The 12,387-nt window shown below is 73.7% G+C and carries 10 protein-coding genes; 5 read left to right on the top strand and 5 right to left on the bottom strand.

Annotation, left to right across the window (positions count from 1 at the left end; all coding sequences use genetic code 11):
* Window positions 1-34 precede the first annotated feature (34 nt).
* The 5 genes from hpf to mtrA form a co-directional block, all read right to left on the bottom strand.
* A complete protein-coding gene (gene hpf, locus ACZ50K_RS26775) occupies window positions 35-730 on the bottom strand; it encodes a ribosome hibernation-promoting factor, HPF/YfiA family (RefSeq protein WP_468907843.1) in 696 nt (231 codons plus the stop codon).
* Window positions 731-1,063: 333 nt separating this feature from the next.
* Complete coding sequence (locus ACZ50K_RS26770) at window positions 1,064-1,813, bottom strand: ComF family protein (RefSeq protein WP_468907593.1); 750 nt, start codon at window positions 1,811-1,813, stop codon at window positions 1,064-1,066.
* A 259-nt stretch (window positions 1,814-2,072) separates the two neighbouring features.
* On the bottom strand, window positions 2,073-3,896 hold the full coding sequence (locus ACZ50K_RS26765) for an LpqB family beta-propeller domain-containing protein (RefSeq protein WP_468907591.1): 1,824 nt from the start codon (window positions 3,894-3,896) through the stop codon (window positions 2,073-2,075).
* A complete protein-coding gene (gene mtrB / locus ACZ50K_RS26760) occupies window positions 3,886-5,841 on the bottom strand; it encodes an MtrAB system histidine kinase MtrB (protein WP_468907589.1) in 1,956 nt (651 codons plus the stop codon). Before mtrB ends, ACZ50K_RS26765 begins: the two co-directional genes overlap by 11 nt.
* A 2-nt stretch (window positions 5,842-5,843) precedes the next feature.
* Complete coding sequence (mtrA, locus tag ACZ50K_RS26755; RefSeq protein ID WP_189828951.1) at window positions 5,844-6,533, bottom strand: two-component system response regulator MtrA; 690 nt, start codon at window positions 6,531-6,533, stop codon at window positions 5,844-5,846.
* 186 nt (window positions 6,534-6,719) lie between these two features.
* On the opposite strand from mtrA, the gene ACZ50K_RS26750 reads away from it, so the two are divergent.
* The 5 genes from ACZ50K_RS26750 to ACZ50K_RS26730 are packed head-to-tail and all read left to right on the top strand — an operon-like array spanning window position 6,720 to window position 12,204.
* Complete coding sequence (locus ACZ50K_RS26750; RefSeq protein ID WP_468907587.1) at window positions 6,720-7,967, top strand: proline-rich domain-containing protein; 1,248 nt, start codon at window positions 6,720-6,722, stop codon at window positions 7,965-7,967.
* 4 nt (window positions 7,968-7,971) lie between these two features.
* Entirely contained in the window at window positions 7,972-8,628 is a 657-nt protein-coding gene (locus ACZ50K_RS26745; RefSeq protein ID WP_468907586.1) for a DUF4129 domain-containing protein, read from the top strand.
* Window positions 8,625-9,914 carry a DUF4350 domain-containing protein gene (locus ACZ50K_RS26740; RefSeq protein ID WP_468907584.1) on the top strand — a complete coding sequence of 430 codons (1,290 nt, stop codon included), beginning with the start codon at window positions 8,625-8,627 and terminating at the stop codon, window positions 9,912-9,914. The genes ACZ50K_RS26745 and ACZ50K_RS26740 overlap by 4 nt, the downstream gene beginning before the upstream one ends.
* Complete coding sequence (locus ACZ50K_RS26735; protein ID WP_468907582.1) at window positions 9,911-10,894, top strand: AAA family ATPase; 984 nt, start codon at window positions 9,911-9,913, stop codon at window positions 10,892-10,894. Before ACZ50K_RS26740 ends, ACZ50K_RS26735 begins: the two co-directional genes overlap by 4 nt.
* Window positions 10,894-12,204 carry a DUF58 domain-containing protein gene (locus ACZ50K_RS26730; protein WP_468907580.1) on the top strand — a complete coding sequence of 437 codons (1,311 nt, stop codon included), beginning with the start codon at window positions 10,894-10,896 and terminating at the stop codon, window positions 12,202-12,204. Before ACZ50K_RS26735 ends, ACZ50K_RS26730 begins: the two co-directional genes overlap by 1 nt.
* The last annotated feature ends 183 nt before the right edge of the window (window positions 12,205-12,387 follow it).

The following is a 12,387-nucleotide window of genomic DNA, read 5'->3' as shown; positions in this document are numbered from 1 at the left end:
TGACGCACGACGACCGTCGTCCGGGGCGGGGCCGTCAGCCGCCGAGCGCACCGCCCGCGCCGCCGGCCTCGACCCCGCCGGAGGTCGCGGCGTCCGGGCTGAGGTGGATGACGCCGTAGTCGTAGGCGTGGCGCCGGTAGACGACGCTGGGCTGCTTGGTCTCGGAATCGACGAACAGGTAGAAGTCGTGACCGACCAGTTCCATCTCGTAGAGGGCCTGGTCCAGCGACATGGGTGCCGCCGCGTGCGTCTTCTCGCGGACGATCAGCGGGCCTTCGCCCTGCACTTCGATCGATCCGATCCGGGTCGTCGGGATCGCGTCCGCCTGCTCCTCGGAGACCACGTCTCCGTTTCCGTTCAGATGCGCGGCGTCCGGCACGACATCGGCGACCTCCGCCGCCGAGAGCCGGCCGTTGCCACGGCGGGTGTGGCGCTTGTCGTGCTGCTTGCGCAGCCGGGCTTCGAGCTTGTCCTGGGCCAGGTCCAGCGCCGCGTACGGGCTGTCGGCGGCGGCCTCCGCACGGATCACCGGTCCTCGCGAACGAAGGGTGATCTCCACTCGGTCGGAACGGTCGGCCTGGCGCGGGTTGTGCTCCTTGGACACCTCGACGTCCAGGCTGATCACCTTGGCGTCGAGCTTCTGGATCCGCTCCGGATTCAGCTTCTCGGCCACGTGCTTGCGGAACCGCTCGGGCACTTCGGTCTTGCGGCCCTTGACGACGATGTCCACGCAGAACTCCGTTCCCGGATCGCCCCGCCCCTCGTCGGGCGAGACGTCTCCCTCTTGCACCAGACTCCGGTGAGCACCGGAGTCTCGGACTTGGCGACTTTCACCTCCTCCTCCCCCATCGGCAAGATCACCACCCCACCGACTTCGGGAGTCGGGAGACACCCTGTGCACACGTGTCCCGACTGCGTCGATGCCCAAGGATCGCCAGTTCCTTACAACCGAACATAGCTCTGATGGCCGGTTGTCGGCACCCGCTACCGGGACGAACCTCCGTTCACCTGGTTACTCCCTCTTACTACCTGCAACGATGCGCGTTCCCCACCAGTTCCAAATCTATTCACGAATCGGTTGCTCCAAACGATTTCCGAGGCCCGCTCCGAGGCCGCTGTGCCACCGCCGGCCGTCCTCGAAGGACTCGGCCGGGGCCGCGACCACCGCCGCGGCCGCCACCCCGAGACCCGCCGACCGCACCGCCCTGGCCGCCTCCGCGAGGGTCGCTCCGGTGGTGATCAAGTCGTCGACCAGGACCAGGGGCGCGCCCGCCGCCACCCGGGCGCCGCCGCGCCGGACCTCCAGCGCCCCGGCCAGATTGACCCGCCTCTCCCCGGACCCCAGGCCCGACTGGTCCGCCACCGCCCGCCGCTGCCGCAGCACCGCCGCCACCCGTGCCGAGCAGCCGCCGCGGCGCAGCTCGGCCGCGGCCGCCAGGGCCGTCCTGCGGACCGGGTCCTGTCCGCGCTCTCGGACCCGCCGCCGGGCCGAGGGCACCGGCACCAGCACCACGGAGGGCCCCCGCCGGGCCGCCCGCACCGCCCCGGCCAGCGCCCGGCCCAGCGGCCCGGCCAGCCCCAGTGCCCCGCGCTCCTTGTGGGCCAGCAGCAGGGCCCGTACGGCCTCCCGGTAGGCCGCCGCCGCATACACCTCGGGCAGCCCGGCCGGTCCCGCACGCGGCCGCACCGTACCGGCCCCCGCTCCCCCGAGCGCCTCCCGGCACCCCTCGCACACCACCATCGGTCCCTCCCCGCACCCGGCGCACACCACGGGCAGGACCAGCCCGCCCAGCTCCCGCCACCATCCGTTCACGAGTCCACGGTGCCGGACCCGGCCGGCCCTCCGCGACCCCTGTGGACAACCCCGGGCCACCCGGCCCGGCCGCCCGAACAAGGGCTGGAAACCGACGCCGAACGGCCGCGTACGACACCGCTACGACGGACGGTGCACGGACGGCACGAAGGACGGGCGGGGGCGAGTACGCAGGCAGGAGCCGGCCGGCAGGCAGGCGGGCAGGAGTAGGCAGGATTAGTACGCAGGCAGGAGCCGGCAGGCAGGCCCCCGCCGGTCCTCAGCCCGGATAGACCGGAGCGCTGCCCCCCGGCGACACGGTCCGCCACTGGGCGCCCGGCGGCAGCCAGACGATCCCGTCGACCGCCGAGTAGGCGGCCACCGGATTCCGCTCGTCCTCGGAGGCGGTGATCTCGCTGAACCCGTTGGCGCCGGGCAGGCTGCCCGCCACCATCGACCCGTCGGCCTGCATGTAGCGGGCCTGCATGACTCCGCCGCTCTCCCGGCCCACCACCAGCAGCCGGCCCTTGGGGGCCCAGCTCATCGCGTTCACCTCGGCCATCTGCGGGGCCGCCGGACGCAGCTCGCGCACCGACACCGCCCCCTCGCCGACAGCCCCGTCGGGCCGTTCCACCCGTCCGATGAACAGGTTCCGGCGGGATCCGTCCTTGGACACCAGCAGGGCGATCCGGACCCCGTCGGAGGACACCTTCAGGGATTCGATCCGGCGCCCCTCCAGCCCGGACACCTCCACCTTCTCGGGGGTGCCCGTACCGTCCGGCACCCGCCACAGCCCCGGCCGCTGCGGGTCCCGGTCGGCCACCCACAGATCGCCGCGGCCGTCCCAGCTGGGTGCGGACAGGCCGTCCTTGACCCGGCTGCTCAGGATCGGCTCGGGCAGCGGCCCGCCGGTGGTCAGCGACACCACGTACAGGCGCTGCCCGTCCTCCGAAACCACCCCGGCGCGCTTCTCCTCGTAGGCGACCGCGGCCGCGCCCACCTTCAGCTGCGGTTCCCCGGCGAGCGGGCCGCCCACCGGTTCGCCCTGGTCGACGGAGTGCTCCGGATCGCTGGGCAGGGCGACGCCGAGCAGCCTGCCGTCGGCGATGAAGTACTGGTGCCGGGGGGACGGCACCCGGCCCGCCACGGTGGCCGCCATGCTCTCCTCGACCCGGCACAGCGTCGAGCCGTCGCCCCGCAGCAGCTCGACCCGGGCCAGTCGCGAGGAGGTGAGGTCGCGGACCGTGTACATCACCTGGGTGGCCATCTTCCGGCACTGCGGCTCGGCGACGTCGTCGGCCTTGCCGTTCAGCGGCACCCGCAGCGTGTCCTGCGCGTCGTAGGACAGCGACTTCGTGCCCTCCTTGAGGGCCGTGCCGGTCGGGAAGCTGGAGCTGACCACCGGGTCGAGCCACTTGGAGGGCCCGGCCAGCAGCGAGGCCACCGTCTGCGTCATCTTGTCCATGCGCGAATCGGGGTCGGTGCGCTGCCGCACGTACACCGGGTCGGCGACCAGGGTGCCGGAGGCGAAGTAGTACTTGTTGACCGGCAGGAAGATCCGCTGGAAGTCGGATTCGCTGAGCACCAGCCCGTCGGGCAGCGCGGCGATCCGCCACTCGTTGTCCCGCTTGACCAGCTGCAGGTACTGCTCGAAGGGCACCCCGCCGGTCTCCGGCTGGTACGAGCCCCGCTCGTCGACGGTGGCGACCTTGTTCCCGGAGAGTTTGAACCGCGGCGCATCGGGTTCTCTGTCGTGCTCGTCCTTCGACCGGCCCAGCCCGGTGGACAGCACGGTGATCGCGGCGCCCGGCTTCCAGCTCTTGGCGGCCTCCGGGGTCAGGTACTGGCGGGCCGTGGACAGCTTCGGGTCGTCGCTGGTCATGGCCTCCAGGAAGCCGCCGACGATCTCGTAGGGGGTGGCCTTCGCGGCCGGCGGCACCCCGTAGACCCGCACCTGCGAGTCGGCGCCCTGCGAGGCCGACACCGGCCGGACCTCCCCGTGGTCGGGCATCGAGGCGCAGCCCGCCAGCAGCAGGACCGCGCCGCCCAGCACGGCCGCGCTCCGGACCCGTCCGGCACCTTCCGCCCGTCGCCTAGCCGTCACCGCGGTCACCCTCTCCTCGCACGTTCTCCGCGGGCCCGCCGCCGGCCCCGCCCGGACCGGGCCGGGCCACCACCCGGGCACCGTTGCCCGGCAGCGCCGTCGGATCGGCCGGTACCGGCATCGCGGTGCTCACCGCGGGCCGGGCCGGGATCGGCGACCGCGGGTCGGAGCCGCCGGCCGGGGCCGGGGCCGTCCCGGGGCCCGACCGGCCCGCGCTCTCCGCGGCGGCCCTGGCCCGGTTGCCCCGGGAGTCCTCCGGCTCCAGCGGGATCGGCGACCCGCGCAGCGGCTCGTCCGCCGTACGGGGCAGGGTCAGCCGGAACTGCGAGCCGCCGCCCGGTTCACCCCAGGCCTGCAGCCAGCCGCCGTGCAGCCGGGCGTCCTCCACCGCGATGGACAGGCCGAGGCCCGTGCCCCCGGTGGTGCGGGCGCGCGCCGGGTCGGCCCGCCAGAACCGGTTGAACACCCTGGTGGCCTCGCCCGGTTTCAAACCCACGCCGTAGTCGCGTACGGCCACCGCCACGGCACCGCCGGCCGAGGCGAGCCGCACCACCACGTCCCGTCCCTCGCCGTGCTCCACGGCGTTGACGACCAGGTTCCGCAGCACCCGCTCCACCCGCCGGGCGTCCGCCTCGGCTATCACCGGCTGGGAGTCGCCGAGCACCCGGATCCGGGTCCCCTTGCGCTCCGCCAGTGGCTCCGCGCCGTCGATGACCCGGCGTACGACGTCCCGCAGGTCTATCGGCTCCGCCTCCAGCGCGGCCGCGCCCGCGTCGAACCGGCTGATCTCCAGCAGGTCGGCGAGCAGCGACTCGAACCGGTCCAGCTGGCCGGCCAGCAGTTCCGCGGACCGGGCGGTGATCGGGTCGAAGTCGGCGCGGGCCTCGTGGATGACGTCCGCGGCCATCCGGACGGTGGTCAGCGGGGTCCGCAGCTCGTGCGAGACGTCCGAGACGAACCGCCGCTGCATCCGCGACAGGTCCTCCAGCTGCTGGATCTTGTTCTGGAGGTTCTGGGCCATCTTGTTGAACGCCTCGCCCAGCCGGGCGATGTCGTCCTCGCCGGTGACCTTCATCCGCTCCTGGAGCTTGCCCGCGGACAGCCGCTCGGCGATCCCGGCGGCCATCCGCACCGGGGTCACCACCTGGCGCACCACCAGCCAGGCGATCGCGCCCAGCAGGACCACCACGAACAGTCCCGCGGTGGCGATGGTGGTCTTGACCAGGTTGAGGGACTCCTCCTCCTGGGTCAGCGGGAACAGGTAGTACAGGTGGTAGGGCTCGCCGTTGATGTCGGTCAGCCGCTTGCCGATGACCAGCGCGGACTCGGCCGGGATGTCCGGGGCGCTGTAGTGGATCTTCGCGAAGGTCTGGTGCGCCCCGGCCTTGGTGTCCACGTCCTTGCGCAGCCGGTCGGGCACGCTGGCCGCCGGATCGACGTCCCCGGAGGCACGCGCCCCGCGCACCCCTCCGGTCCCGAAGTCACCGGCCTCGGCACCGGCCCCGGCACCCAGCGCGACCACCTCGAAGGCGGTCTGCCCGCCCGAGGCCAGCTGCTTGACCAGCCCGTTCATCCAGGTGCTGGCATCCTGGCCGATCTTGTTGTCGACCGGGCCCGGAACCTGCCCGTCCGTAGTGGACGGGGTGTTCGCCTTCTCCTGGGCGACCGCGAACCCGCCCGCCGCCTGGCTCTGCGCCGCCTCCTGCTTGGCGTCGAGCAGCCCGTTCTTGACCTGCCCTATGACCACCAGCCCCAGCAGCAGCACCACGCCCAGGGACATCAGCAGCGTGGCCGCGACCACCCGGAGCTGGATGTTCCGCCGCCACAGCCGGACAGTCGGAAGCAGCGGCCGTCGCACCAGTCGTGCGAGGAGCCGCAGTACGGGGCCGCCGGGCGCCCCGTCCTGGAGCAGCCGGCCGGCCCGGGGGGACCTGCCGGAGTTCATGTTCAGCTCGGTCCGGCCTTGTAGCCGACACCGCGGACGGTGACGACGATCTCGGGGCGCTCGGGATCCTTCTCGACCTTGGAGCGCAGCCGCTGGACGTGCACGTTGACCAGCCGGGTGTCCGCGGCGTGCCGGTACCCCCACACCTGCTCCAGCAGCACCTCACGGGTGAACACCTGCCAGGGCTTGCGGGCCAGCGCGACCAGCAGGTCGAACTCCAGCGGGGTCAGCGCGATCGACGCCCCCTCCCGCTTCACCGAGTGCCCGGCCACGTCGATGACCAGGTCACCGATGGCCAGCTGCTCCGGCGCGGGCTCCTCGGAGCGCCGCAGCCGGGCCCGGATCCGCGCCACCAGCTCCTTCGGCTTGAACGGCTTGACGATGTAGTCGTCGGCACCGGACTCCAGCCCCACCACCACGTCGACCGTGTCGCTCTTGGCCGTGAGCATGACGATCGGCACGCCCGACTCGGCGCGGATCAGCCGGCAGACCTCTATGCCGTCCCTCCCGGGCAGCATCAGGTCCAGCAGCACCAGGTCCGGCTTGGCCTCGCGAAAGGCAGCAAGTGCCTTGTCGCCGTCCGCGACGAACGATGGTTCAAAACCTTCTCCACGCAGCACAATGCCGAGCATCTCGGCCAGCGCGGTGTCGTCGTCGACGACTAGGACGCGTCCCTTCATGGTTGACATCATCCCATTAGCCAATCGTGACCAGGAGTGACCTGCCACACAGCCACCCTACGGAGGCACCCCGACCCCGCCCCGGACCAGGAAATACGGGGGCGGGCCGGTCCGCCCCGAGATCACTCGTGGCACGATGGCAGCCGACCAGCGCCCCCGCCCCTCCGCAAGGGCACCCCTCAAGGAGCGACAGCGACGATGAACGATTCTCCGGGCTGGGCCTCGCCCGGATCCGAACCGTCCGAGAACGACCGCGAGGACGGCCGTCCCGCCGACCCGGCCGAACCGGCGCGGCAGCCGGACGCCTCCGACCGGAAGTGGTCCGCCGAACAGCCCCCGCCCGGCCAGTGGTCCACCCCGGGCACCGGCCAGACCCCGCCCCCCGCCGCGCCGCAGCCCGGCACCGGCTGGGGAGCCGCCCCCGGCTCCTACGGGCCCCCGCAGCCCTCCGGCCCGTACGGCCACCCGGGCGCCCCCGGCGGCTGGGGCAAGCCCCCCGCCGCCAAGCCCGGCGTCATCCCGCTGCGCCCGCTCGGCCTCGGCGAGATCCTGGACGGCGCGGTCACCACCATGCGCACCCACTGGCGCTCGGTGCTGGCGATCAGCCTCACCATCGCCGTGGTCGCCCAGGTCACCATCTCCCTGATGCAGGCCAGCCTGTTCTCCGACCTGGAGACCATCGACGCCGAGGCCAGCACCGAAGAGCTCCTCGACGCCCTCGGCGGCACCGTGATGTCCGGGATCGCCGCGGTCGCCGTCCAACTCCTCGGCACCATCCTCGCCACCGCGATGCTGACGATGATCTACAGCCGGGCCGTCCTGGGCCGCCCCTCCTCGGTGGCCGACGCCTGGCGCGAGTCCCGGTCCCAGCTGCTCAGGCTGGTCGGACTCACCCTGCTCCTCGGCATCGGCGGCGCCGCCGTCATCACCGTCGCCATCCTGCCCGGCGCCCTGCTCGACAACGTCGCCCTGGTGGTCCTCCTCGGCCTGGCCGCCCTGGTACTCGTCCTCTGGCTGTCGATCAAGTTCAGCCTGGCCGCCTCCGCCCTGATGCTGGAACGCTGCGGAGTCTTCACCGCCCTGGCCCGCTCCTCCAAGCTCGTCCAGGGCAGCTGGTGGCGGATCTTCGGCATCACCGCGCTCGCCACCGTGATCGCGTTCTTCGTCGAGTTCACCATCGGCATCCCCTTCGGGATCGCCGCCCTGATCGCCGACGGCGGCTTCACCGACGACCCGGCCATGACCTGGAGCTACCTGCTCGTCGTCGGCATCGGCGCGGTCATCGCCATGACCATCACCATGCCCTTCAAGGCCGGTGTGTCCGTCCTGCTGTACATCGACCAGCGGATCCGCCGCGAGGCACTGGACCTGGAACTCGCCCGCGCGGCGGGGGTCGAGAACTACGGCGGCACCCCCGGCGGCGGCACGCCGCCGACCGGAGGCTGATGCGGTGACCGGCACGGGGGGCCTGCCCACCGGCGACACACCGCCGGTGACGACACCGCGCGAGGCGGCCCGCGAGGCCGCCGAACGCGAACTGTCCAAGTCCATGTACCACGAGAACGACCCCAGCCTCCTGGACCGGGCCTGGCGGGCGTTCCTCGACTGGGTGGACGGACTCTTCGGCGCGGCCTCCGGGGCGACCCCCGGGGGCCCGCTCGGCCTGCTGGTCGTCGTCCTGCTGATCGCCGCGGTCATCGGCCTGCTCTGGTGGCGCCTGGGCACCCCCGAACGGTCCCCCGCCACGGCCGGCACCCTCCTCGGGGCCCGGGCCCGCACCGCCGCCGAATACCGCACCACCGCCGAGACCCACGCGGCCGCCGGCCGCTGGACCGAAGCCGTCCAGGACCGGATGCGCGCCCTGGTCCGGTCCCTGGAGGAACGCACCCTGCTGGACCCCCGACCGGGCCGCACCGCCGACGAGGCCGCCGCCGAAGCCGCCGCCGCCCTGCCCGCGCACGCCCCCGGCCTGCACGCCGCCGCCCGCGCCTTCGACGAGGTCACCTACGGCGGCCGCCCCGCCGACCAGGCCATGTACGCCCGGCTCCGCGACCTCGACACCACCGTGGAACGCACCCGGCCCACCCTGGCGGGAGCCCGCCCATGACCGCACCGACGCCGCCGCCGACAACCGAGCCGCCGACAACCGAGCCGCCGACCCAGCCTCAGACCCAGCCGGTGACCCCGCCGGTGACCCAGCCCGCGGAGACAGCCCTCCCCACCACCTCCACCGCGCCCGCCCCCGCCGTCCTGTGGCGCCGCAGCCGCGGAATCCTCCTCGCCCTCGGCGTGCTCCTCACCACCGGGGCCGTCCTGGCCCTCATCGGATCCGGCACCCGGCACGGCGCCCTCGACCCCCGCTCCGCCGACCCGGCCGGCAGCCGCGCCGTCGCCGAGCTCCTCAAGGACCACGGGGTCGACACCCGGGTGGTGACCACCACCGCCGAGGCCGCCGACGCCGCCGGCCCCGACACCACCCTCCTGGTCACCTCCCCCACCCTCCTCGGCCCCGCCCAGCGCAGCGCCCTGCGCACCGCGATGGACCTGTCCGGCGGCCGCACCGTCCTCCTCGCCCCCAGGGGCGAAGCCGCCCGGGACCTGGTCCCCGGCATTCGCACCCGAGACACCACCGGCGACCCGGTCCGCTCCCCCGACTGCACACTGCCCGCCGCCGTCACCGCCGGCCCGGCCACCACCGGCGACGACCTCCGCTTCACCACCGACAGCCCGTCCGCCACCGGCTGCTATCCGGACGGCGGCGACCCCACCCTGCTGCTGCTCCCCGGCCCGTCCGGCGGCGACACCGTCCTCCTCGGCACCGGCACCCCGCTCCGCAACGAGTCCCTCGCCGAGCAGGGCAACGCCTCCCTCGCCCTCCAGCTGCTCGGCTCCCGCCCCCACCTGGTCTGGTACCTGCCCTCGGTCGCCGACCTCGCCGAATCAGGCGGCGCCGAGCAGAAGACCTTCGTGGAACTCGTCCCGGAGGGCTGGTCCTGGGCCCTGCTCCAGCTCGCCGTGGCCGCCGTCCTGGCCGCCCTGTGGCGGGCCCGCCGGCTCGGCCCCCTGGTCACCGAACGGCTGCCCGTGGTGGTCCCCGCCGCCGAGGCCACCGAGGGCCGCGCCCGCCTCTACCGCAAGGCCGGCGCCCGCGACCGGGCCGCCGAGGTGCTGCGCTCCGCCACCCGCGAGCGCCTGGCCGCGCTCCTCGGCGTACCGCCCGCCCGCGCCCACGACCCGGCCGTCCTGCTGCCCGCCGTGACGGCCGCCCGCCCCGCGGACCCCTCCCGGGACCCGGCCCGGATCCTGTTCGGCTCCACCCCCGGCGACGACGCGGCCCTCGTCGCGCTCGCCGACCACCTCGACGCCCTCGAAAGAGAGGTCCGCACCTCATGACGTCCCCGACCACCGATCCCGCCGCTGACGCGATCCGCGCCCGCGCCTCCCTGGAGGCGCTCCGCACCGAGATCGGCAAGGCCGTGGTCGGCCAGGACTCCGCCGTCACCGGCCTCGTCGTGGCCCTGCTCTGCCGGGGACACGTCCTCCTCGAAGGAGTCCCCGGCGTCGCCAAGACCCTGCTGGTCCGCGCCCTCGCCGCCTCCCTGGAACTGGAGACCCGACGCGTCCAGTTCACCCCCGACCTGATGCCGTCCGATGTCACCGGCTCCCTGGTCTACGACGCCCGCACCGCCGAGTTCTCCTTCCGCAACGGCCCGGTGTTCACCAACCTGCTGCTCGCCGACGAGATCAACCGCACCCCGCCCAAGACCCAGGCCTCCCTGCTGGAAGCCATGGAGGAGCGCCAGGTCACCGTCGACGGCACCCCCCGCGCCCTCCCCGAGCCCTTCCTGGTCGCGGCCACCCAGAACCCCGTCGAGTACGAGGGCACCTACCCCCTCCCCGAAGCCCAACTCGACCGCTTCCTGCTGAAACTGACGGTCCCGCTGCCCTCCCGCGAGGACGAGATCGGCGTACTGACCCGGCACGCCGCCGGCTTCGACCCCCGCGACCTGCACGCCGCCGGAGTACGCCCGGTCGCCGGCCCGGCCGACCTGGAGACGGCCCGACAGGCCGTGGCCCGGGTCTCCGTCTCCCCCGAGATCACCGGCTACGTGGTCGACATCTGCCGCGCCACCCGCGAATCGCCCTCCCTCACCCTGGGCGTCTCCCCGCGCGGCGCGAACGCCCTGCTCTCCACCTCCCGCGCCTGGGCCTGGCTGAGCGGCCGCGACTACGTCACCCCCGACGATGTGAAGGCCCTCGCCCTGCCGACGCTGCGGCACCGCGTCCAGCTCCGCCCGGAAGCGGAGATGGAGGGGGTCACCGCCGACTCGGTCCTGACCGCGATCCTGTCCCACGTCCTCGTTCCCCGCTGATGGCCTTCACCGGACGCGCCGCACTGCTGGCGGCCCTCGGGAGCGTTCCCGTCGGCATCCTCGAACCGAGCTGGACGGGCATCCTGGCCGTCAACGGCCCACTGGCCCTGGCCTGTGCGGTCGACTGCGCCCTCGCGGCCCCGGTCCGCACCCTGCGACTGGCCCGCTCCGGGGACACCTCGGTCCGCCTCGGCGAGACCGCCGACGTGCACCTGACCGTCACCAATCCGGGCAACCGGCCCCTGCGGGCCCGGCTGCGCGACGCCTGGCCGCCCAGCAGCTGGCTGCCGGGCACCGAGTTCGAGGCATCCCGGCACCGGCTACTGGTCCCGCCCGGCGAACGCCGCCGACTGACGACCCGGCTGCGCCCCACCCGCCGGGGCGACCGCGAAGCCGCCCGGGTCACCGTCCGCTCGTACGGTCCACTGGGGCTGTTCGCCCGGCAGGGCTCCCACACGGTTCCCTGGACGGTCCGGGTGCTGCCCCCGTTCACCAGCCGCAAGCACCTGCCGTCCCGGCTGGCCAGGCTCCGCGAGCTGGACGGCCGCACCAGCGTGCTGACCCGCGGCGAGGGCACCGAGTTCGACAGCCTCCGCGACTACGTGCCCGGCGACGACACCCGCTCCATCGACTGGCGGGCCACGGCCCGGCAGCAGAAGCTGGCCGTCCGCACCTGGCGCCCGGAACGCGACCGGCACATCCTGATCTGCCTGGACACCGGCCGCACCTCGGCCGGCCGGGTGGGGGACGCGCCCCGGCTGGACGCCGCGATGGACGCCGCCCTGCTCCTGACGGCCCTGGCCACCAGAGCCGGTGACCGGGTGGACCTACTGGCCCATGACCGGCGCACCCGCGCCCAGGTGCAGGGCCGTCCGGCGGGAGAGGTGCTGGCCGCCTTCGTGAACGCGATGGCACCGCTGGAACCGGAACTGGTGGAGACGGACGCCCGCACCCTGGTGTCGACCGTCCTCCGGAACGCCCCTCGCAGGTCCCTGGTGGTCCTTCTGACGAGTCTGGACGCCGCCCCCGTCGAACAGGGCCTGCTGCCGCTCCTGCCTCGTCTGACCCAGCGCCACACGGTTCTGCTGGCTTCGGTGGCGGATCCCCGGGTGGCGGAGATGGCGGCGTCCCGGGGTTCGGTGGACGCGGTGTACGAGGCCGCGGCCGCCACCCAGTCCCAGACCCAGCGCCGCCGCACCGCGGACGAGCTGTCGCGGCACGGGGTGACGGTGGTCGACGCGACCCCTGACTCCCTGGCTCCGGCACTCGCGGACGCCTATCTCGCCCTGAAGGCCGCCGGCCGCCTCTGACAACCGCATGCAGCAGGGAAAGGGAGGGCACCGGCCCCCTGTTCCCTGCTGCCGTTGCTGCCGTTGCTGCCGTTGCTGCCGTTCCGGCCCGTAAACGCAGAAAAGCCCCGCACCATTTAAGGTGCGGGGCTTCCCCACAATGATTGTTCGGCGGCGTCCTACTCTCCCACAGGGTCCCCCCTG

This window comes from Streptomyces sp. NPDC033845 (assembly GCF_055576225.1).
Note: the sequence above shows the minus strand (reverse complement) of the source record. Positions and strands in the feature narration are given on the sequence as shown.

What these genes read in the sequence shown, in the direction of transcription:
- mtrB (WP_468907589.1), bottom strand. Translation starts at nt 5,841, where the DNA reads ATGAACTCCGGCAGGTCCCCCCGGGCCGGCCGGCTGCTCCAGGACGGG.
- ACZ50K_RS26735 (WP_468907582.1), top strand. Translation starts at nt 9,911, where the DNA reads ATGACGTCCCCGACCACCGATCCCGCCGCTGACGCGATCCGCGCCCGC.
- mtrA (WP_189828951.1), bottom strand. Translation starts at nt 6,533, where the DNA reads ATGATGTCAACCATGAAGGGACGCGTCCTAGTCGTCGACGACGACACC.
- ACZ50K_RS26740 (WP_468907584.1), top strand. Translation starts at nt 8,625, where the DNA reads ATGACCGCACCGACGCCGCCGCCGACAACCGAGCCGCCGACAACCGAG.
- ACZ50K_RS26730 (WP_468907580.1), top strand. Translation starts at nt 10,894, where the DNA reads ATGGCCTTCACCGGACGCGCCGCACTGCTGGCGGCCCTCGGGAGCGTT.
- ACZ50K_RS26750 (WP_468907587.1), top strand. Translation starts at nt 6,720, where the DNA reads ATGAACGATTCTCCGGGCTGGGCCTCGCCCGGATCCGAACCGTCCGAG.